We start from the raw sequence: 21157 nt of genomic DNA, 5'->3' as shown, positions 1-21157 counted from the left end.
CCCGATCTGTGGCCCCAGCGTGGCCTCGACATTTCAGTCAAATAGTACTAATCAGGCAAATAGTGCATATTGAATGTGAATGTTCTACCTTCGAAAGTATGGTTTTTGCGCCAGAAGGTGAAGCCAGACCATGTTGAGATCTTGCGGCCGGGCCGCGCTGTGTGTGATCGACATTCCTTCGGTCCCAAAGGCTTCGCTTCCAGCGATGAAAGGTTTCAGGTCTTCCGGCGTAAATTCGGGAGCTTCGGGCATGGTCGGCAAGGTTCGGAACGGGTCAATCTCGGCGGCGTGGGCCCTGGCCCACGCGAGCCAGGCCATGGCCCTCTCCCGGTCCGATTCGGGGGCGTCAGTGGCCTCGATGCGCTGTTCCAGCACGTCACAGTAGGCGCTGATCGCGCGAGCGCGTTCGAACGCCGCCACCTGCCGGTAGAGCGTCTCGGCATTGAACTGGGACAACGCTCGGGAGCGAGCGTCCGTTTCGGCCTTCTCGCGGGCGCGCTGCCGCTCAGCCGCCTCCTGTGCCTCGATCGCGATGCGCTCACGGTCTTCTGCCGCCCGAGTAGCGAGGCCATCGAGGACTTCGGGCAGGCGATCCTCCAGCGTGACCGTCTTGCGGTCAGCCCAACGGCATCGACTGCCCGATTTTGTATGGGGCAGCTCGATCTTGAGCGATTGCGATTTGACTGCATCGAGCGTCTGTGGGAACTCCTGATCGATGGTGACCTGGTAGGAGTACCCGTCGACGACCATCCAGATCCAGCCTTCACGATGCTCTGACTGTCGGCGGTGCCCGCTGTAGTGCGGCTCGGCCTCGCCCGAGCGATCCCGGACTTGCCAGCCGCGTTCTTCGGCGGCCGCAGCGAGCGCCTGCAGGAGCAGCAGGGCCCGGTGCCGGAGTGGCTTCGGCATGGCGAGCTTCGCGGCATTGTCACGGAGCTGGGCTATGACCGGGTGCAGGCGGTCCAGGCGCTGCGGCACCGGGACCGGCGTCAGCTTCGCGGCGCGCTTGCGAGCGGCATTGGGGTGGGCTCCTGCCATGAGCGTGATAGTCAGGTCGCCGCGTTCGGATCCGGTGCATTCGATGAACTGCCCGTCAGGGACCAGTTCGTATAGCTTTGCGTAGTGGATGGTCTTGCGCCAGTGCCCGCGCTCAGACTGATCCGGATCGGCGATGAGGATCCTGCGGTCCCGAACCAGACGCTCCACCAGCGACAGCGCCTCCTGGCGACGAGCCCCAGGAGCAGTGGGACGCGTTCGCGCGCTCAGGCCCGGACCCGACTTCGCATCCTCGCCGAGTACACGCCGCTGCTGCCTCGGCGGCGACCCGAATTCAGATGCCCGTCTTGTGTCCCCAGATTGGGCGCCGCCTTGATCGAGGAAGTCCCGGCCTGCCTCAGTGATCGACGCCCGCCACTTCCCGCCGGTCCTGCGAACCGTCACCAGGCCGCGGGAAGCAAGCGAGCGAGCCGTGATCCGCAAACCCACCCGGTCATCCCCGCTGAGATCATTCCCATTCCCGATCAACCGCAACGTCGAGCGCTGGCGCTCGTTCAGCGGGGGTGATGTTCGCGCCATTGAGGCTCCTCCAACTCGCCGGGTGCAGAAGTGCCCATGCTCGCAGCTCGCTCAGCCTGAGGGCGTTCTTTCACTGCCGCGTGTCGAGGTGCCCTGCGGTGACCTTTCAACCTCGCGATCTATTCCGCTGGGTTAGCTCTCGGCAGAGAAGAACTGTTTCGGCGTCCACAGCGCAACGTACCAGTCGGTGCCGGGAGTACCGGGCACGCTGATGGTGCCGTGCGCATCATGGTTGCTGAATCGGATGCGCAGGAGTCCGTCGTCGCCGTTCACCGCTGCCGCAGCTTCAGCGTCGGCGCAGTACGGGCGGTTGTAGTCGATCGAAGTGAGCGCCCAGTGGTGGAGGACCAGGTCCTCGCTGAGCGTGTCCTTGATCATCTGAATGGCCAGTCTCGTCCCCATTTTCTGGACGTCTTTAGGGGGAAGGAAGGCCATGACCTTGCCCCACTGGCGACGTTCCCAGGCTTCGAGTAGTGCGCGGGCCCGAGAAGTGACGGGGTCTTGGTCGAAGGTCGGCGCATCCGCGGTCAGGAGCCGTGCCGCAAATCCCTCCTTGTATCGGGAGCGCCGTCCGAGCTCCTGCAGTCCCTGGATGGCTTCAGGCCATCCGGGTTGGGGTTCAGGGGGTTCTGCCGCTTTCGTTGTGGCGGTGGCCCAGTCGGCGACGGCGAAGAGCATGTTCCATGCCTTCGTCGCAACTACGATGTTGTTGAAATTCACAACGGTGCCGTGGACGATCCCGTGCCGGAACACTTCGAAGACCTCTTCGTCGACCCGTCGCTTCTTCGAGGTGTTGAAGGTCTTTAGGACGTGGGTCAGGCCCATGTGGTGTCCCACCACGCTGTCCCAGGCCGTCATGTCCTCCGCGTCCCGAGCATGGAGCCCCTTACGCACCGCTGGTTGGAAGTCGTTGACGAATCCGTCCATGACCGCGATCAAGTGGAGGGTGCAGCTGTCGAACTGCCTGTCCTCGTAATGTTTAAGCGCCTGCCTGAGTTGTCGCATCCGGACCTGGAATCCCGGCTGCCGATTCAGTGTCGAGATCCACCACCTGAGCGTCCGGTGATCCTGATACAGCGCGATAAAGCGCCCCTCCGCCTCGGCCGAATCGGCGGATTCGTCCAGCAGCAAGCGAACATTCTTGGTGCTCAGCAGGGCATGGAAGATCCAGTTCCGCGCGCCGAGCTGTTCGTAGAAGTCGTCAACGGTACTGACGAGATGGTCCAGAAGTTGCTGATGCTCGGCGGCTTTGGCTCTCAGCTCGGAAGAGAACAGCGAGAGGACCTTCATGCCAAGCAGCTGCTGCGAGAGCTGTTGAAACGTCGGCAGATCACGGACCGAACCGTACGGTGTCGGTGAGGGGCTCATGGGATGAGAGGTGGTCATAGACCATGCTAGTTCTTTGGTTGTGTTCGTGCGGAGTCGATTCCTGCGCGATGTCAGCGCTCAGGTAAGGACTGGGTTGAGATCGTGGGCGAATGAGGGTACTGGGACCCGGGCTGTCGAGGCGAGGCGAGCAACCACCCTGGGAACGAGCCTCCCCACGTGGTGCTCGATCGGCTTCAACGTTGACTCTCAGTCGGTCAGTGAGTCTTTCCAGGCGGCCCCGCGTGGTACGGCATCAATCTCTCGAGCGTGAAGACCGTCCTGCGAGAAGCCGGCGCGAAGAAGTACTCGGCACCGATCTAGACGACCGGCGGCGGGCGCTCACGACCGTGGGCGCCCGTCGTCCTCTTCCTGTTTCGGCCGGATCGGTACTGACGCCTTCCCGAGGGTGTCCAATGGGCTGCTTCCGGACGTGGTCCGGCGCCTGCGCGACGAGCTCCCGGCTGCGACATTCGGCTTTTCGAGGACGACCTGCACCACTCCCGGTTCGGCGAGCTCGACATGTGCGCTGCGGTCATCGTGGCGAGAAGCATCTGTTGGGTACCTTGGGCTTTGACACCTCCGACCCGCCCCTTTCCCCTGGAGGCACCATGCCGTTCCCGGAGAACGTACTCGCCCCGAACGAAGAGATCCGATTCTTCAGACGTCCGCATTGGCTGGCCTTGCTGGGAGCCTGCGCCAGGATCGCCATCTGCCTTGCGGTCTATGCCATCGCCGCCTCGATCGCCGCTTCGGCGGAAAACCTTGACGGACCGGGACTCGCTCTTTTCGCCGCCGTAGTCACAGTCGACGGCGTCGTCCTTATCAGGAACGTCTTCGACCTGATTGCCATACCGCTGCGAATCCTGTCGACTCGCTACCTCGTCACCACCGACCGCGTGGTCCTCCAATGGGTGGTCCTCAGCCGCAAAGGGAGCGAGGTGCCGCTCATGCAGATCACGGCAATTGAGTATCATCAGTCGCCTATCGCGCGGCTGTTCCGCTACGGCGACCTCAGGTTCAAATCGTCGGCATCGGGGACCGAGGTTCGCTTTCGCTACATCCATCACCCGCGTCAAGTCCGCGCTGAAATATACCGGCTCATTGAAATGCGAGCTCCGAGGGCAGGGCGCGACGAATCGCAACTGTGACCTCCGGCGGAGGAGAGCGAACCGTCAACCGCTGTCCTGGACGCAGCACCGGTGTGGCCCTGACCGATCCACGACCGGTCCCACCGGTGGGAGGGGCCGAAGGTTTGGGCTGTGGAGCACCCGACTCTTCAGCTGCCGGTCCTTGAGGCGTTTTGGGCGATCGCGGTGAAGTTGCCGGTGAAGACCAGCAGGACTCCGATGACGGCGAAGATCGGGCCGGGCCGGGTTCCCTGTTCCACTCCGTAGTAGTCGAGGTAGGGGTCGTTGCCACCCATGGTCCCGAGGGATCCGAACGCGATCGGGAGCAGGAGCAGCGATCCGGCGATCCCGACGAGTGCCCAGACCAGGCCCTGGTTCGGGGTGGAACTGGCGAAGTACAACGCCCACAACAAAGTCACCAGGACCAACGAGATGGCGACCAGAGGCATGCCGGGCAGCGAGTCGGCTCCGAAGCTGTCCTGGGACGAGACCTGGTCCCAGTAGTTCCCGGTCCCGGAGAGCCTCGGATCCCAGGGCATGAAGGTGGCGATCGTGATCAGGAGCGCGCCAGACAGCGCCAGGACGGCTCCCGCAGCCGCGGGCCGACGCCTCGGCATGGGCGCCATCGCTGCGGGGTGCGGATAGTAGGAGGGGACGGCGGTGAATTGCCCGGTGGGGTAGGACATCACCGGTGGCGGTGCTACCGGTGGCGGTGCGGGTACGGGGTTCTCGGCGCGCCTGTTGTCGTACGCGGCTCGGCGCTCGGGATCCAGCAGTGTCTCGCGCGCCTGTACGAGGTCGGCGAGCACCTGACCTGCCCGTCCACGCACGGCTGGATCGCTGTCGCGGGCGAGGTGCGCCCAGGTTCGTTCTTGCTCGCGAAGGCGTTCCTCGATGGCGTCGGTGTCGGCGTCTTCGGGAAGGTCGAGGAGTTCGTACAGGTCCGGCATCGGCGCTCCTGAGGGATTTGCTTGCGGCAGTGCGGAACCTCCCATGTTATCGACCCGATGCGACAGTCGCTTGATGTCAAGTCCAGGGGTCGCGGCCGAGGGGCTCCACCGGCGTTCTGGTTTGGAGTTACAGGCTCCAGACCTGTACTTCACCGGCCATGGTGCCGGTGACGACGACCGAGTGCCCGTCGATCGCGCCGGTCGCCGTCGACGTCAGCGCCGCGTCCCCGGTGTGCGGAGCGAAGGTCTCGCCGATCGGTTCGCCGGTGTCCAGGTCGTGCAGGGTCAGGCCCTTGTCGCCTTGGAGGAGTGCGACGGCCTTGCCGTCCAGCTCGAACAGCTGAGCGGCATTGACCGCTTGATGCGATTCGTGCCCGGCGGTGCCGTACGGTGCGGCGGCGCTCAGGTCCCAGGCTTGGACGGAGCCGTCGCCGGTGACGGTGAGTCCCAGCACCTTCCCGTGGGCGCCGCCGAGGGCGAAGGCGATGACTTCGGCGTCCAGCTGGTCGAAGGTCCGTCCGGTGGTGTCGCCGGTGGCCGTGTCCGCTGTGAACATGCGGTTCTGGTAGGTGCCGACCTGGGTGAACGTGTCGTCGATGTAGGTCAGCCAGCTGAAGTCGGCGGCGGCGAGCGCGACGTCGCCGACCACCTCGCCCGTGAGCAGGTGGTGGACTTCGTGGTCGGTGACGTAGACGGGATCGGAGCCGCGAATACCGACCCAGTAGATCGTGTTGCGGCCCGATTCGCGGAAGGCGACCGGGTTGTCCGGGTCCTCGAGGTACCAGACCGCTTCGGTCGATGAGTCGCGGGAGAAGACCACGGATCGGCCTTCGTAGTCGAAGACCGAGAGGTGTTCGATGCCGTCCTGGTGGCCCTGGAAGGTGCTGATCGGTTCGCCGGTTGCCAGATTCCAGACTCGGATCAGGCTGTCCTCGCCGCCGGTCACCGCGACCGGGACGCCGTCGATCTGGCCGGTGCGCACGTGGTAGACCGCGCCGACGTGGGCCTGGCCCATGGTGACCACGAGATCGCCCAGGGCGGAGTCGGCCAAGGGGTCCTCGCTCGCGTCGGCCGAGCTGTCGTGGGTGGACAAGGTGTCCTCGGTCTGGGCGCCGCCGCCGGTGGTCAAGTCGCCGTCCTCCTTGTCGGGCAGGAACTGGAGGAGGACCAAGGCGGCCAAGGACAGGATGACCATGACCGCGGCGGCGCTGAGCACGGTGACGCCCGGTCTGGTCTTGAACCAGGAGCCGCTGCCGACGGGCGCGGCGGGGCGCATCTGCGAGTGGGGGCTTGTCGAGTGGCCCGGTGGTGCGCTTTGCGGGGTCGGCTGCGAAACCGGACGCGGCGCCGACGGGCTCGGCAACGGCATCGTCTGGGAGGTCTGCGGCGGCAGCGCCGGGCTCGGGACCGAGATCGGGGTGCTGATGGTGTGCTGGGCGACCAGGCCGCCTTCGGAGACGGCGAGTTCGGGCTGCTCGATGGCGGCCGGGGCGATGGCGAGCTCGCGGTGCAGGAGCGTCGCGACCAGCGGCATGCGGCTTGCCGCGCCGACCAGGAAGATCCCGGAGATCTGTTCTTTGGCCAGGCCGGATTCGCGGATGACGCCCTGGGTGATGCGGATGGTGCGCTCCACGAGCGGCGCGCAGACCAGTTCGAGCTCCCCGCGGGTGAGGTGGACGTCGATGTCGAGGAGCGGGATGGTCAGGTCGGTGGAGGCCGAGCGCGACAAGCGCTCCTTCGCTTGACGCACTTCGTCCATGAAGGCGATGCGGTGGCGCACCGCAGCGGGTTCGGCCGGATTGGTGAGGCGCTGCCAGCGATCATCGTCGGGTTGCACGCTCATCTCGAGGTATTCGGCGAGGGCCTGGTCGAAGTCGAGGCCGCCGAGGTCGTCCGCGCCGTCGACGGCGAGCACGTCGAAGCCGCTCGCACTGCGCCGCAACACGGTCGCATCGAAGGTGCCGCCGCCCAGGTCGTACACGACAACTCCGTTGCCAGGCCGAACATCGACGCGGAGGGACTCCATGAAGTACGAGACGGCCGCGACGGGTTCGGCGACGAGGTCGACAGCGCCGAGTCCGGCCGCTGCCGCGGCGTCGATGACGACGTGGCGGCGGGTGGGACCCCACGCGGCGGGAACGGTGACGGTGACCGGGCCGAGCGAGCCCAGGGTCTGCTCGCATTCGCGGGCGACACGCGAGAGGACAGCGGCGACCACGCTGGTGACGGGGATCTCGGTGTCGCCGAGGAGCAGCTGTGCGTCGTCGATGCGCCGCTTGGGGTTGGGCTCGAACCGCTCGGGCTTGCGGCGGCCGGAATGGACGGCGTCGGCACCGACGACCGGACCGTCTTCATCGTCGATGTACACCGCGGACGGCAGCTGCGGCGAACCGTCGAACAGCTGCTGGTGGACCCGCCCGTCCGCGCGCCGGATGGTCGCAACGGTGTGCGAGGTGCCGAAGTCGATGCTGATCGAGGCAGGTCGAGGGCTCGAGAGGGACATGGATCCACTGTAGTGACTGCTGGCCAGGCCGCGGGTGCTTTGGGCGGCAACCAGAACGGGACCATCCGGCAGCAGATCCGGCTGGACTTGGCGTCCGGAGCGTTCACCGCTTGGACGGAGCGGGCCAACCGGCCCAGCCTCGGGATGGGGGGCTGGTGCCGCATGCGGCGGCGGCTCTTGTTGCCGCTCATGTGGACACGTCACCGTATGCTGTCAGTCACGTGACTTACGCTACGGCGAAGGAGTGGACGGCATGGCGCTGCGGACAAAGGCCCGGCTGACCGGCGGGCTCACCATAGCTCTGGCGCTTCTGGGGGCGTGCAGTGAGCAAGGCACCATCTCCAGCCCCGAGGAGGTCGCCGAGGGCGAAACGGCTGCCTCTCCTGCAGAACCGGCACTCCCCGCGTTCGACCCGCCCACCGTCTTCGACCAAGCGAGTCAAGCGATGATCGACACGCCGTACCGGGAGGACAGCCTGCCGCCCCTGGTGCTGCACGGCACCGACGCGATCGTGGCCCACTCCGACGGCATCGCGTTCGTCGATGCCCTCAGCGGCGAAGAGTCCGTCTTCCTCACGCCGCCAGGGGCGCCTGCGGAAGGCGGCCCCGGACCGGCAGTGGCGCACATCGAGGATCCGCCGACCATCGTGGAGACCGGCGGCGCCACGCTGGCGCTGGTGCCGTTCATCGTCCACCGGGAGACCACGGGCACCACGGCTCCGGGCATCCTCCTCGAACTGGTCGCAGCCGACACGGACACCCGGGAGATCGTCTGGACCGCGCAGGTCGACCTGGCCGAGTACGACCCGGACTACGAGATGGACGTGCGCGTCATCGGGGCCGACGCGACCACGGCGATCCTCGCCGCCACCGGGGGCAGCGCCTCCAGCGACGACAACACCCAGACCATCGCCGTGGACATGGCCACGCGGGAGACCCGCTGGCGCCAAGACCACTTCACCCCGCATCTCTACATGGAGGGCACGGTCCTCGGCTGCGAGACGAACCCGGACGCGGACCTCGACGAGACCGCCTTCTCCTACAAGGCCCTCAACGGAGCCACCGGGATCGAAGCCTGGAATGTTCCTGACCGCGACTGCGGCTGGTCCTACGCCGCGGCACCGGGGATCGCGGCCGTGACCTTCCCCGAAACCTACGTGTGGTTCTCAGGCGAGGTCGAGTACGCGGAGTCCTTCCACCTCCTCGATGTCGCCAGCGGCGAGGCGATCAAGGTCTACGAGGAGTACACCGCCTACGGCTGCCTGTTCGACGGTGAGGCGGTGCTCGTGTGCGGAGGATGGAGCTACGACACCGGCACTCAGGTCGTCGGATATGACGCCCAGACCGGCGAGGTCGCCTGGTCGCTGCCCGACAGCGGGCGCATCGCCCCCGCCGTCACCGCCGTCTGGCACGGCGCCGTCTACGGGTCCACCGAGAACGGGGCGGTGGTCCTCGACGCCGCGACAGGCGCCGACATCGAGGTCGAGCCGGGCATGGCGCCCTACATCGTGAACGAGTACCTGGGCGTCGGCATGACCGAATCAGGTCAGGTCTTCACACAACCGGCTGTGGGGTGATGCCGTGTACTCCCCCTACTATCCCCATCCCTATCCGCCCCCGAAGCGGGGCAACGGCTTCGGTGTCACCTCACTCGTCTTCGGCCTGATCGGGCTCATCGTCTTCTCGTGGATACCCGTCCTCAACGTCTTCATCGGCATCCCCCTGGCACTGCTAGCCGTCATCTTCGGGATCGTCGGCCTCGCAACGTCGGGAAGCCGCGGCGGGGACGGCAGCGGCACCGGCGGCACCGGCCTGTTCCTCGGCCTGCTCACGATCATCATCGTTATCTGCATGTGGTCGTGGATATTCGAGGCGATCTGATGAGGTCCGGACCGGCGGTCCCCAGCAGTGGTCGCGCACACGCTCCCAGCCGGGACCGCAGGCGGCCCCTGCGAACCCCCTGAGCACCAAGGAATTCGCTTCACATCTCTTCTATCCTCGGACCCTGAGCGGTGTCGTGCTGTTGCGGGTTCCGGCGGGCAAAGTTGCGCAGATCCTCGACGACCACTCCCGGCTGGCCTACACCGAGATCCTGGCCGATGAGACCAAGGAGACCGCCACCGCTTTCATGGCTCGAGCCCTCGACCACTTCAAGCAGGCCGGCATCCACACTGAACGCGTCCTGACTGACAACGGCCCCTGCTACCGCTCACATCCCTGGCGGGACCTGCTGCACGCCAAGGGCATCGATCACAAGCGGACACGGCCCTACCGGCCCCTGGCCGTTGGCAAGGTCGAACGATTCCACCGCAACCTGGCTGACGAATGGGCCTACGCCTGCCGCTACCGGTCAGAACACGAGCGACGCGATGCCCTCCACCACCGCGGCCACACCGCGCTCGGAGGCAAACCACCCGCCACCCGCGTTCTCGACCTCACAGGGCAATACAGCTAGAGGTCCTCACTTCTGACTGATTCCAAGGTGTTGAGGGCACAGCCGAGGCGGGAGAAGGCTTCGCGGGTGTTGGCGCGACATTGAGGTCATTCAACCTGGCAGATAGCCGCGAACGGCTGGCGGTCTTCGCCACCCGCGAGATCCTGGCAGAACCGCGGTCAAGAGGCAGGGGCTCATCAATACAGCACCTCAGCCCCGTTTCGCAGGAGACTCGTCATGCCATTGCCCTCGGCCCGCCTAACCATCAACCCGAACGACTGCGGACGGGTGACCGGACGTTCTCGCGCCCGGCCACCGGACCTACTTCCAACCCCCAGGGTCACTGGAACTCTGACTGGAGCCGCCCCCAGTCAACGTCGCTGTTCGGATCCGTGATCACACCTCCACACACGCAGCAGACGGTGATGACCGCCGCGATGAGGAGCCAGAGGATGGGGTTGCAGCCACCCGGGTCCCCTGGTTGGCGATCAGTTGCAAGCAGTCCCATGATCCAATTCATCGTTACTCCTGAGAGGTAGCGTTCGAGGTCGAGACGGTTGGGAAACCGTCGAGGGCGGAGCGGCGCTGCGGCAGCCTCCACCTCCGGAGGAGAGTTGCGGTGGCGGCCTTGCAGCGGAATTAGGGCGGGAATACTCGGTTGCAGCCGGGAAGTGGCGCTCCGGCCATAGGGCGTGCATGCTCAAGGGGTAGGGTCGCCGTCGCTTCGGTGTGAACGCGGGCCGGTCGACGGTGCTGTATACCCCGTGGAACCCGTACTGCAGTTTTCAAGTTGCGCAAGTCGAACGGCTCCGGGGGGCGGAGCCCCGGCGTGCCCGAGCGCGGTGGCACAGTCAAGCTACTGCTGACTCCACAGCGTCACCTCGAAGTTGATCGCGGGAGTTTCCTCCGTGAAGGTGTCTCCTCGGTAGGTCACCTTCATCGCAGCGATGTTGCCTTCGCTGGTAATGACGCAGAGAACGTTCTTTTCGTAGAGCTCCCAGGCGTGACGGGGATTGTTCATGGGGTTCGATCGCACCGAATCCACACACGATTGCTCGCTCGGCGGACCGTCGATGAGATCACCCATCTGCGATGTGGACCAGCTGTAGATGCCGTTGTTCTCGTAGGTGAGGTCGTCGCGGTAGTAGTCGAAGTCGATGCCATCGGTGTCCTCCGGCTCCTCCAAGTAGACCTGCGGCGCCTCGCCGTCGAGTTCAACCCAGACCACTGCCGCGCCCGCGTCGTTGAGCTGCGGCAGCCCCAAGAACTCACCGTCGTACAGGGCGGGCACTCCTGGGGGCGTGCTTGGTCCAGAGCTTGGGTCGGGGCTCAGTTCGAACGGTGCGGCGGCCGAGGTTGCTTCTTCGGGGTTCGGTGACTCCGATGCCGCTGCCGAGGCTTCGGCGGGTGACGGCGTCGGACTCGTGGACGCGCCGGCATTCTCGACGACGTCCGCGCCGGAGCCGTCAATGATGATGACGATGACCGTGACGCAGACGCAGACCGCGACAAACATGACCACTGCCGCCAGCGGCCATGCCCACCAAGGCCGTTCCGGCTGCCTTGGCACGGCGATCGGAGGCGCCTCGGGCGAGGGTTGCTGCCGGGGTGCTTGCGGCGGGGCTTCTTGCGGAACAACAGTGGGGCCGGCCCCCAATGATCGAGTCTGCAACAGCCCCCGGCGGAGGCTCGTTCATCACGAATTCCTCGACTTGCTTGACGAACTCGCCTGCGCGGTCCACGCTCAGCCCGTCGTCGCCAGGGACAACGGGAGTGTCGCTATCTGCCATGTCGGCATCCTTTCAAGGGGTGACGCCAATGCGGTCGTAGCACCTTCGCGAAAGATGCATGCTGGTATTAAGGCTTCATAACCGTGATTCGTAATTTCCGCATCCAGCGCGGAGGAACGCCTCTTCTTCGGCACTCTCGATCCACTCGTACAAGAGACCATCACGGCCGACGAATCCGGTATGGTATTCGTCTTCTTCGGGGTGCTGAAAGACCACACACCAGGTCGCTTCATAACTGAAAGCGACAGGATCGGAAGACTCCTCTACCGACACCAGTTCGCACTCGTTCGAGCAGCCTCCGGCGTCATCGAGCCATAGCAATCCTTGAATTACTATATCGATCTCGTCGCTCACCGATTCATCAACTGCGATGGAATCGTGATTCTCCTCTTCGTCTCCGCACCCGCTTACAGCGACGACCATAAGGCCGGCAATGCCAATCAGCGCGAGCGATGCTGAATGGTGAAATCGGGCAGTCATGCGTAGATTCCTTCGAGGGCGAGGGGTCGGAAACGACATGAGCGTAGCAGGATGCTCAGAATTTCGCGGTACATGGAGACCATACTGAATAACCTTACGATGAAGTAACTACTAATGTTATTGGAGTGATTCTTGCGTGGCTTGAAGGAGCCCCTTTTAGCCTCCCAAGAACTGATGGTGCACAGTTCCTCACCGAGAGCTCCCTCCGCATCCAATCCGTTCCTGTCGCCGAGCCTCACACGCTTCGGACTCGACCGGCACCAGATGTGCAATTGGACCTCGGTCCGTCGTTCGAGCACCCTCGCAATTCTCACGGCCTGCGCTTCCGCCATTGCACACCAGAGCGCCCGCGACGCCGGTAGAGCGACCCAGGTCGTGTTTGGTAAGCCGCGGAGCCGGTTGAGGATGATGGCGACGTGGACGGTGGCCAGGTATCGGATGGCGAGCTTGTCGCACCGGGGCGCGGTGTTGCTTGAGGCGGGTGATGGCCGGTTCGACGCTGGCGCGGTCGAGGTAGCGGTCGGCAACGAATGCGGGTGGTCTGTAGCCTCGGGCCCCGGAATTCGCTATCTGGTGCGGTCGATCGGGTCCCGCACCACGTTCGTCATCCTGACCTTGTACTGCTTACATGAAGAGCCTTCTTGTTCTGTATGTCCGTTTGTGGAGCTTAGGGGATTCGAACTCGTGGCTGTTGATGGCGAGACAATCTCGGACTGGAGTGAATCGCAGGTCGGCGAGTTTCTGCGTGACTAGCGTGAGCGTCCGTCCGATAAGCGGAAGGTCGCCGGTTCGACCCCGGCCCTGGCCACACTTGTTTCCAGGTGTTTCTCCCCGTCTACCAGCGTCAATGCTGAGAGGCGGGGTTTCTTCTTGTCGCTATCGGGCGCGGGTCAGGGCGCTCAGGGTTGCGGTGACGTGGTCGGCGTGCTCAGGGGAGTGCATTCGCAGTTCTCGGAACTCGCGGTCCGGATCGCCGTCGTGCAGTTGGGAGAGCCACTCGATCAGGGTCGCGGTGCCCGCGGGGGTCGCGACGAAGGTCGTTCCGGCGAAGTCGGGGTCTGCGAGGTGCGCGGTGTCGCCGGTGAGGATTTCGGCGAGCGCCAGGGCGGTCATGTCGTAGAGGTACTCGTCGACTGCGGGATCGTCGCCGAGGAGGCCTGACTCTTGGGCGGCGGCCACCAGCTCGTCGGCCGTGACCTGCTCGCGGTCGCGGGTGAGCCCTTCGACCAAGTCGAGGACCTCCAGGCCCTCGTCGCTCTCAAGCGCCTTCACTCCCCATGAACCCATGGCGTCCAATCTATTCCGCGCTCTCGATCCGGCCTCGACTGGACCATCGTGCGCTTCACTGCCCCGGGGGGTCGGAATCGTTTGGTGGGAACCTAGAAAAAATCGGGGCATTCGGGGGTGACGGGGCGGGATTGTTGTGGGGAGCCTCCAATTCGTGTCCGATTTCAGTGATGGAGCGCTTGCGCAGGGTTGCGAGACTGGCTGCATGACCACTACTTCGAACACTGTCGACCGGTCCGGGACGGCGAAGTCCGTTGCGGGCTGGGTTGCGGCCCCGGTCGCCTGGATGCTGGCGCTGGTCGGCTGGCTTTTTCTGAGCGGGGGCACGATCGCGGTGCTCGTCGTGCTGCTGGCGATCCCCGCGCCGTGGCTGCTGTGGACCGCGTGGCGGATGCCGCGGCCGCGGGCAGGGACGTACTTCGCCGAAGCTGGGGCGCTGCTGACCGGGGCCGTGGCGCTGTACCTCACGGTGCTGGCGTTCATGATCGCCAGGGAGGGGCCGGCGCCGCTCGCATTCATGTTCATCTACTTCGGTGCGGCGGCGGTGTTCGTCGCCGCCGCGGTGCCGCTGCCGGGCCGGAGGATCGCCTACGGGGCGGCCGCGCTCGCGTGCGTCGTCATCGGGGTCGGGCTGCGGGTGCTGTCATCGGACACGTCGTACTACCCGGGGATCGACTGGGTGACGAAGGATGAGCTGTTCGCGTGGGCGTTCCTGGGGCTGCCCGCGCTCGGGGCGGCGCTCCAGGTCTTGTGGTGGCTGCGGCGCAGGAACCGCGCCTGATTCAGTCGATCGCGTCGGGGCCCGCGTCGCCGCCGTACGTGGCGATCTTGAACTCGGTGGCGGCGAGGGAGAGCGTGAGCTCCCGGATGCGGCGGCGGATCGTGTCGCGGTGCTCGATGAGCATGTCGAGGCGCTCCGGGACGGTGCCCGCGCCTTCGTCGACGAGCGCGATGTAGTGCTGGAGGTCGCGCATCGGCATGCCCGACAAGCGCATGCGGGTGAGGAAGACGAGGCGGCGGACGGCGGCGGCGTCGTAGACGCGGTGGCCGAGGCTGTCGCGGGAGACCTCGACGAGGCCCGCGCGCTCGTAGTAGCGGAGCGTGTGGGCCGAGACGTCGAGGAGGTCGGCAGCCTCGGCGATCGTCATCGACTCGGGGACGGCGGCCGGGTCGGCGAGGCTGCGGATCGCCTCGACCGAGACCGGGCCGTCGTCGCCGAGGGATTCGAGCGCCCTCGTCAGCAGTTCGTCGGTGGCCATGGGCCAAACCTAGACCGGCCGGACCGAAGGCGCCACGCCCTCGAAGTCGGCCGAGCGGGCGAGGTCGGCGAGGCGCTCGATCGAGTCGAGGTCGCGCTGGCAGGCCGCGTAGAGGCGGGTGACGGCCTCGGCGCCGAGCGGGAGGCGCAGGGGGACGTCGTCGCCGGTCGCGAGGTCGACGATGATGCGGGCGGCCCGGTCGGGGTCGCCTTCCTGGCGGCCGTCGACGCCCGCCATGTCGGCGCGGACGGCGGCGAGCGCGTCGCCGTAGGCGTCGGCGGCGTCGGTGAATTCGAGGGAGCCGTGGAAGCCGGTGCGGAAGCGGCTGGGCTCGACGATCATGACGCGGACGCCGAACGGGGCGACCTCCCCGGCGAGCGATTCGGACCAGCCTTCGAGGGCGAACTTGGACGCGGAGTAGGCCGCGACGCCGGGGAAGGAGATGCGCCCGCCCTGGCTGCTCATCTGCACGATCGTGCCCGAGCGCTGCGCGCGCATGGCCGGGAGCGCGGCGCGCACGAGCGCGGCGGGGCCGAAGAGGTGGAGGTCCATGAGGTCGCGCAGCTGGGCGTCGTCGACCTCCTCGACGGCGCCGACGACGGCCCGCCCCGCGTTGTTGACGAGGACGTCGACGCGGCCGAACCGGTCGAGGGCGGCCTGGACGAGGCCGGGCGCGGCGGCGGTGTCGGTGACGTCGTAGGGGACGGCGAGGAAGCGGTCGGCGCGGGCCGCGGCGAGGTCGGCGAGCGCTTCGGGGCGGCGCACGGCGGCGACGACGTTCGCGCCGGCGTCGAGTGCGGCGGCGGTGATGGAGCGGCCGAGCCCGCGGGCGGCGCCGGTGATGATCCAGGTCTGCTGTGTCATGCCCGGAACGCTATGGCTTCGAGCGCGCTCGAACGCAAACCGCTGTGGGGCGAGTCACGGCCCGGCGGTGCGGTGCCGCCTACCCGCGCAGCGCCGCGACCTGCTCCCGGTAGTCGCCGAAGGCCGCTTCGACGTCGGGTTTCCCGAAGCCGTAGCGGTCCATCGCGTACTCGTGGTCGGGGCGGTGCTCGTCGAGGATCGCGTTGAGGCCGTTGCGGTCCGAGACGGTCCAAAGGGCGCCGATGCGCTCGAACAGGCGCGGTGCGAACTCGTGTGGGTACCCGGTGAAGCGGTGGTAGTTCACGTCGGCGACCGCGTCGTCGGGGAGGGAGCGCCGGAGCTTGCGGCCGCGTTCGATCGACTCGGCGAGGACCGGCAGCCAGGTCCGGCCGATCGCGAGGGGGTCGACCTCCTTGCAGTGCAGGGCGGTGAGGCGTTCCACGGTCGAGCAGAACGACGGGACGGCCGCCACCGGGTCGCGGTGCATCCAGACGAACACCGCGTCGGGGAACACGTGCCGGATGACGTCGAGGTGGGCGACGTCGCCGGGGAACCGCAGGATCCAGCGCCGCGGCGGCGCGCCGTACTGGAGGACCTGGAGGACCAGCTTGAGGTACTCGTAGTCGCCGGTGGCGTCCTGCTGGTCGAGCCAGGTCCGGTACTCGGGCAGGGGCGCGGCGGCGAGGGGCGCGTAGGTGCGCCACAGGACGGCGGTGTGCTCCTCGGGCCGGTCGGCCCGCAGGGGGCGGGCGGCGTCGTAGTCGGGGGCGAGGCGGCGCAGGGCCGCGACCTGGCGTTCGATGGCGGTGCGGCCGCGGGCGGCGTCGTCGCGGGGGAGGCCGGTGCGCTGCATCTCCCACAGGTGCGGGGCGCGGTGGCCGGGGGCGGCGGCGAGGACGCGGTGGGCGAGGCCGGTGGCGGCGCGGGGCAGGCCCACGATGAAGATCGGCCGCTCGACCGGCGCGGCCCCGACCAGGGGGTTCTGGGCGTGGATCCACTTGACGCGCAGGCGGTTCTCCAGCCGGTGGACGGCGCCGCGGAGCTGGAGGGTCCAGCCCAGCGGGGTGAGTTCCGGTACGGCGGCGAAGCATTGGAGGAGGAACCCGAGGTCCTCGATGAACTCCCAGTCGCGCAGGTCGGGTTCGGTGTCCGCGGCGGCGACGGTCTCGCGGATGCACTTGCGCCACAGCGCGAGCGTCTCGGCGGGGTCGCGGCGGACCCGGGCGGACCGGCCGAGAGCGGCGTTCAGCACCATTCGTCGCATGGGGCGTCCTTGCGTCCTAAAAGGAATGGATTGTCACTCCCAATCGGTGCAATATTACCGATGCGCCCCTGTCGTGTACATACCCGGGCGCCGCAACCGAAACGCCCCCGTCGGACTGGAAGTCCCCATTAGACTCACGGTGTTCCGCTGTGGAGCCGTTTCCCTTGGGGGCGTAGGACATCGAACACGTCTCCCCAACGGTAGCGCGCGCAAGGCGGGTGATAGCCTGAGCGCAGACTTGTCTTCGAGGGGTATGGGCCCTGACCGGCGTCCGCGCCGGTCAGGGCCTGTTTTCTGTGTCGACTCCCCGGCGGGCGGGCGCGGCGTCACGCCGCGGGGGCCGCCGCCTCGTCGAGGGCCGCTTCGGATACGCGGTCGAGCAGGTCCCCCACCGCGTCGGCGATCGCCTCCGGGGCGTCCTCCGGCGCGTGGTGCCCGACCGTCTCGCCGATGCTCCGGATCTCCAGGGCCGCAGCGTGTTCGCGCGCCCACTCGATCATCGCGGGCGAGCCGAGCCCGTAGGGGCTCGCCGTCAGCAGCTGCTTCGGGACCTCGGGGGAGGACGCGAGCCACGCCCCGTACGCGTCGAAGCGCGCGGCCACCGCCGCGGGTTCGAACGGCTCGCCCTCGGCCTCGGCGAGCGGGATCTGCCTGGGCCAGGCCAGGAGCGGGCGGCGCGAGTCCGGGTCGGGGTACGGCTCGCGGTAGACCGCGAGGTCCGCGTCCGAGATGCCGCCGTTGGTGGCGCGCAGCGCGGTCTCGATGAACCAGTTCTCCTCCAGGGCCATCCGCTCGCCCGCGCCGGGCGTGCGGAGCGTGCGGAAGAACTCCACGGCCCCGGCCGGGTACTCGGCCCAGGTCATCGGCCGCAGGAACGTCTCCATCACCGAGATGCCGCGCACTCTGTCGGGATGCCGTGCGGCCCAGTCGAGAGCGAGCGAGCCGCCCCAGTCGTAGCCGACGAGCACCGGCCGGTCCGCGCCGACGGCGTCGAGGAACGCCTCCAGGTACGCGGCGTGGTCGGCGTAGTCGTAGGCGATCGCGGGCTTCCCCGAGGCGCCCATGCCGATGAGGTCCGGCGCGATGACGCGGGCGCGGTCGGCCAGGCGCGGCACGACGTGCCGCCAGATGTGCGAGGAGGTCGGGTTGCCGTGCAGGAGGACGACGGTCGTGTCGCCTTCGCCCGCTTCGGTGTAGGCGATGCGGGAGTCGAGGAGGTCGATGGTCTTCATGGTGTCGGCCTTTCAGAGTGCTCGGTCGATGGCGGCGGTCAGGGCGACCGCTTCGAGTGCGAGGCCGGCGAACCGCCAGCCCGCGGGGGTGCGCACGGCGCGGTAGCGGGCGATCCCGGCCGCGACCTGCGCGGTCGCGTCGTCGATCGCGAAGACCCCGATGTCGTGGGCGCGCACGTCGGCGGTGTCGCCGTCGAGGTCGATGACGAGGTTCGCCTTGTTGTGGAGGGTGCGGGCGAAGGTGCCCTGGCTGCGGCGCACGTGCTCGACGACCGCGTCGATGCCGTGCAGTTCGCCGCCGCGCGGGGAGGTGATGACGACGTCGCCGGTGAAGATCCGGTCGGTCTCGTCCCAGCGGCCCTCGTCGACCCACACGCTGTGGCGGGCGACGAGGTCTTCGAGCTCGGCCCGGTCGGCGAGGCGGCGGAGGATGTCTGCGCTGTCCATGGGGTCTCCTGGTTCGTTAGTGCGACTCATGGTGTTGGTGAAAAAGCAAGGGCCTCAGAGGGTCCGGGCGATGTCGGCGGTGCGCGTCAGGGGCGTGACGGCGATGCTCGCGAGGCGCCAGCCCTCGGGGGTGCGGCGGGCGTCGAAGCGGTAGCGGGCGTCGATGAACTGGACGGCCTCGCCGGTGGCGAACACGGCCTTGACGCCGCAGTCGACGACCGCTTCGTCCCCGGCGAGGTCGATCACGATGCCGTGCATGGCGTGCACGGTCCGCTCGTACCCGGCGTGCCGGGCGAAGGCGTGCTCGGCGACGGCCGCGGCGCCGCGGACCTCGCCGCCCGGGGTGCGGGCCACCGCGTCGTCGGTGAAGACCGCGGCGGTGGCGGCGGCGTCGCGCTCGTCGAGCCAGCGGCTCTGGCGGGCGAGGAGCTCGGTGATCGCGGCGCGGTCGGCGAGGTCGCGGACGAGGGTGTCGGTGTCGCTCATGAGCGGCCCCCTGATTCGTTAGTGAGTCGAACGTTTATGTCGCTAACGAATCTACATCGTTAGTGGGACTAACGCAAGCGGGGTAGGCTCTTCCCATGGACACCAGCGATGATCTGCGGTTCGACCGCGGCGACGGCACTCCGGGACGGCTGCGGCGCCAGCTCTCGCGACTCCTGGGCATGACGAGCGCGCAGGCGAGCCGCGTCGCCTCGGAGGCGCTCGCGCCGCTCGGCGCGCACAAGGCCCACTTCGTGGTCCTCGCCGTCCTCGCCGAGGGCGGGCCCGCCAGCCAGTCGGAGATCGCCGACCGCGCCCGGATCTACCGCTCCGACCTGGTGGCCGTCCTCAACGAGCTCGCCGAGGGCGGCTGGATCGTCCGCGCCCCCGACCCGGCCGACAAGCGCCGCAACACGATCACCATCACCGACCGGGGCCGCGGGCGGCTCGCCGAGATCGAGGCGGTCCTCGACGACGTCAACGACCGCGTCATGGCCCCGCTCAGCGAAGCCGAACGCGCGCAGCTGTTCTCGCTCCTCGGGCGCGTCAACGCCCACCTCGCTAGCGGAGGCGGCGCATCACCTGCTCCTTGAGGGCCGTGAACGGCGGGTACACGACCCGCATCGTGTCGGGCGCGAGCGGCTTGTCCAGCACCGACTTCGCGTGGGAGAACACCTCGATCGAGTGCCGCCCGTGGTAGGCGCCGAGCCCGGAGTTCCCGACGCCGCCGAACGGCAGTCCCGGGACGTCGATGTGCGCCATGGGGATGTTGAACCCGACCGCGCCCGAGGACGTGCGCGTCAGGAGCTTGCGGCGGGTCGCATCGGAGGCGGTGAACGCGTACAGCGCGAGCGGCTTCTCCCCGGCGTTGACGTACGCGATCGCCTCGTCGAGGGTGTCGACGGCGAGCACCGGCAGGACCGGCCCGAACACCTCCTCGCCCATGACGGCGTCCTCGGGGGAGACGTCGGCCAGGACCGTGGGCGCGATGTACCGGTCGGCGCGGTTGCGCCCGCCGCCGACGACCAGGCGGCCCTCGCCGAGGAACCGCTCCAGGCGGTCGAACGCGCGCTCGTCGATGATCCGCCCGTAGTCGGGGCTGTCGGCGGGCGCGTGCCCGTACATCTCCCGCACCGCCTCGGCGAGGTGCTTCTCCAGCTCGGGGCCGGTGCCGCCGACGGCGAGCACGTAGTCGGGGGCGATGCACGTCTGCCCGGCGTTCATGAACTTGCCCCAGGCGATGCGCCGCGCCGCGGTCGCCAGGTCCGCGCCCGGCTCCACGATCGCGGGGGACTTCCCGCCGAGTTCGAGCGTCACCGGCGTCAGGTGCTCGGCCGCGGCCTTCGCGACGATCCGGCCCACGCGCGGCGACCCGGTGAAGAAGATGTGGTCGACCCGCTCCGCGAGCAGCGCCGCGGTCTCGGCGGCCCCGCCCTGCACGACCGCGACGGCCTCGGGATCCAGGTACTCGCCGATGAGCCGCCCCAGCACCGACGCGGTCGCCGCCGCCGACTCGGAGGGCTTCACGACCACGGCGTTCCCGCAGGCCAGCGCCCCCGCGAGGGGCGCGAGGAGGAGCTGCACGGGGTAGTTGAACGGCCCGATGACGGTGACCACGCCGAGCGGCTCGCGCAGCACGTACGCCTTCGCGGGCTGGAGGTGCGGCGGCGTGTAGACCCGTTTGGGCCGCAGCCAGGACCGCAGGTGCTTGCGCAGGGCCCGCACCTCGGCGGACACGAAGTCGATCTCGGCGAGGAACGATTCGGGCGCGGCCTTCCCCAGGTCGGCGCGGAGCGCGTCGGCGAGCTCCTCCCCGGCCTCGCGGAGCATCCGGTCGAGGCCCTTGAGCTGCTCAAGGCGCCACGGGACGGGTTTGGTGCGGCCGGTGTCGAAGTGCGCCCGCAGGCGCGAGACGGTGTCCGAGGGGGACTCAGGTGTGAACTCGCTCGCCATGGGACGACTCTAGCGACTCCGGCCCTTCCGCGGCGCCGTGCGCCCGCGCCGCCTCGAACGAGCCACAAGGGACAGTACAGGTGTGTCATGGCGCATGGCCGCGCCGCGGTACCGGGAACATTGCGACGGTCCCATGACAGGA

At 67.7% G+C, this 21157-nt stretch carries 19 protein-coding genes and 1 pseudogene; 6 read left to right on the top strand and 14 right to left on the bottom strand.

Annotation, left to right across the window (positions count from 1 at the left end):
- Window positions 1-84: 84 nt before the first annotated feature.
- Together B0I28_RS13145 and B0I28_RS13140 are read right to left on the bottom strand one after the other, a co-directional pair.
- Window positions 85-1206, bottom strand: coding sequence for a hypothetical protein (locus B0I28_RS13145; RefSeq protein ID WP_106364275.1), 1122 nt, complete (start codon window positions 1204-1206; stop codon window positions 85-87).
- Window positions 1207-1707: 501 nt separating this feature from the next.
- Window positions 1708-2961 carry a hypothetical protein gene (locus B0I28_RS13140; RefSeq protein WP_146148087.1) on the bottom strand — a complete coding sequence of 418 codons (1254 nt, stop codon included), beginning with the start codon at window positions 2959-2961 and terminating at the stop codon, window positions 1708-1710.
- A 590-nt stretch (window positions 2962-3551) separates the two neighbouring features.
- On the opposite strand from B0I28_RS13140, the gene B0I28_RS27265 reads away from it, so the two are divergent.
- Complete coding sequence (locus B0I28_RS27265) at window positions 3552-4091, top strand: PH domain-containing protein (RefSeq protein ID WP_181245774.1); 540 nt, start codon at window positions 3552-3554, stop codon at window positions 4089-4091.
- A 128-nt stretch (window positions 4092-4219) separates the two neighbouring features.
- On the opposite strand, the gene B0I28_RS26895 is transcribed toward B0I28_RS27265, so the two are convergent.
- Complete coding sequence (locus tag B0I28_RS26895) at window positions 4220-5020, bottom strand: J domain-containing protein (RefSeq protein WP_146148086.1); 801 nt, start codon at window positions 5018-5020, stop codon at window positions 4220-4222.
- 127 nt (window positions 5021-5147) lie between these two features.
- On the bottom strand, window positions 5148-7523 hold the full coding sequence (locus tag B0I28_RS13120; RefSeq protein ID WP_106364270.1) for an Hsp70 family protein: 2376 nt from the start codon (window positions 7521-7523) through the stop codon (window positions 5148-5150).
- 253 nt (window positions 7524-7776) lie between these two features.
- On the opposite strand from B0I28_RS13120, the gene B0I28_RS13110 reads away from it, so the two are divergent.
- The 3 genes and pseudogenes from B0I28_RS13110 to B0I28_RS13100 form a co-directional block, all read left to right on the top strand.
- Window positions 7777-9099: a PQQ-binding-like beta-propeller repeat protein gene (locus B0I28_RS13110; RefSeq protein ID WP_146148085.1), complete on the top strand. Its 1323-nt coding sequence runs from the start codon at window positions 7777-7779 to the stop codon at window positions 9097-9099.
- Between the two features lie 4 nt (window positions 9100-9103).
- Window positions 9104-9403 carry a hypothetical protein gene (locus B0I28_RS13105; protein ID WP_106364267.1) on the top strand — a complete coding sequence of 100 codons (300 nt, stop codon included), beginning with the start codon at window positions 9104-9106 and terminating at the stop codon, window positions 9401-9403.
- 175 nt (window positions 9404-9578) lie between these two features.
- Window positions 9579-9977 (top strand): annotated as a pseudogene (locus B0I28_RS13100) (DDE-type integrase/transposase/recombinase); the annotation flags it as partial.
- Between the two features lie 835 nt (window positions 9978-10812).
- Here B0I28_RS13100 and B0I28_RS13095 read toward each other — a convergent pair.
- The 3 genes from B0I28_RS13095 to B0I28_RS13085 all read right to left on the bottom strand — a co-directional run bounded on the left by B0I28_RS13095 (window position 10813) and on the right by B0I28_RS13085 (window position 13513).
- Window positions 10813-11526 (bottom strand): hypothetical protein, encoded by a 714-nt coding sequence (locus B0I28_RS13095; RefSeq protein WP_219926736.1) that lies wholly within the window; start codon window positions 11524-11526, stop codon window positions 10813-10815.
- Window positions 11527-11821: 295 nt separating this feature from the next.
- Window positions 11822-12226: a hypothetical protein gene (locus B0I28_RS26890; RefSeq protein ID WP_146148083.1), complete on the bottom strand. Its 405-nt coding sequence runs from the start codon at window positions 12224-12226 to the stop codon at window positions 11822-11824.
- 876 nt (window positions 12227-13102) lie between these two features.
- Complete coding sequence (locus tag B0I28_RS13085) at window positions 13103-13513, bottom strand: hypothetical protein (protein WP_146148082.1); 411 nt, start codon at window positions 13511-13513, stop codon at window positions 13103-13105.
- A gap of 205 nt (window positions 13514-13718) precedes the next feature.
- Between B0I28_RS13085 and B0I28_RS13080 the strand changes: the two genes are divergently transcribed.
- The gene (locus B0I28_RS13080) at window positions 13719-14294 is read left to right on the top strand and encodes a hypothetical protein (protein ID WP_106364263.1); all 576 of its coding nucleotides are present in this window, start codon (window positions 13719-13721) and stop codon (window positions 14292-14294) included.
- Window position 14295: 1 nt separating this feature from the next.
- Here B0I28_RS13080 and B0I28_RS13075 read toward each other — a convergent pair whose 3' ends face one another.
- From B0I28_RS13075 to B0I28_RS13050, 6 genes are all read right to left on the bottom strand, one after another.
- The gene (locus tag B0I28_RS13075; RefSeq protein ID WP_106364262.1) at window positions 14296-14772 is read right to left on the bottom strand and encodes a MerR family transcriptional regulator; all 477 of its coding nucleotides are present in this window, start codon (window positions 14770-14772) and stop codon (window positions 14296-14298) included.
- Between the two features lie 9 nt (window positions 14773-14781).
- Window positions 14782-15636, bottom strand: coding sequence for an SDR family oxidoreductase (locus B0I28_RS13070; RefSeq protein ID WP_106364261.1), 855 nt, complete (start codon window positions 15634-15636; stop codon window positions 14782-14784).
- A 79-nt stretch (window positions 15637-15715) separates the two neighbouring features.
- Window positions 15716-16900 (bottom strand): sulfotransferase family protein, encoded by a 1185-nt coding sequence (locus B0I28_RS13065; protein WP_106364260.1) that lies wholly within the window; start codon window positions 16898-16900, stop codon window positions 15716-15718.
- A gap of 326 nt (window positions 16901-17226) precedes the next feature.
- The gene (locus tag B0I28_RS13060; RefSeq protein WP_106364259.1) at window positions 17227-18132 is read right to left on the bottom strand and encodes a haloalkane dehalogenase; all 906 of its coding nucleotides are present in this window, start codon (window positions 18130-18132) and stop codon (window positions 17227-17229) included.
- A gap of 12 nt (window positions 18133-18144) precedes the next feature.
- On the bottom strand, window positions 18145-18579 hold the full coding sequence (locus B0I28_RS13055; RefSeq protein WP_106364258.1) for a nuclear transport factor 2 family protein: 435 nt from the start codon (window positions 18577-18579) through the stop codon (window positions 18145-18147).
- 54 nt (window positions 18580-18633) lie between these two features.
- The gene (locus tag B0I28_RS13050) at window positions 18634-19065 is read right to left on the bottom strand and encodes a nuclear transport factor 2 family protein (RefSeq protein ID WP_106364257.1); all 432 of its coding nucleotides are present in this window, start codon (window positions 19063-19065) and stop codon (window positions 18634-18636) included.
- A gap of 95 nt (window positions 19066-19160) precedes the next feature.
- Here B0I28_RS13050 and B0I28_RS13045 point away from each other — a divergent pair, with 95 nt between their 5' ends.
- Window positions 19161-19655 carry a MarR family winged helix-turn-helix transcriptional regulator gene (locus B0I28_RS13045; protein WP_106364256.1) on the top strand — a complete coding sequence of 165 codons (495 nt, stop codon included), beginning with the start codon at window positions 19161-19163 and terminating at the stop codon, window positions 19653-19655.
- On the opposite strand, the gene B0I28_RS13040 is transcribed toward B0I28_RS13045, so the two are convergent.
- The gene (locus B0I28_RS13040; RefSeq protein ID WP_106364255.1) at window positions 19624-21015 is read right to left on the bottom strand and encodes an aldehyde dehydrogenase family protein; all 1392 of its coding nucleotides are present in this window, start codon (window positions 21013-21015) and stop codon (window positions 19624-19626) included. The two genes, B0I28_RS13045 and B0I28_RS13040, sit on opposite strands and share 32 nt — an antisense overlap.
- Between the last annotated feature and the right edge of the window lie 142 nt (window positions 21016-21157).

This window comes from Glycomyces artemisiae, from assembly GCF_003002955.1.
In the GTDB taxonomy this organism is placed as follows: domain Bacteria; phylum Actinomycetota; class Actinomycetes; order Mycobacteriales; family Micromonosporaceae; genus Glycomyces; species Glycomyces artemisiae.
The sequence above is the reverse complement of the archived record's forward strand: the minus strand, read 5'-3'. Positions and strand labels throughout refer to the sequence as shown.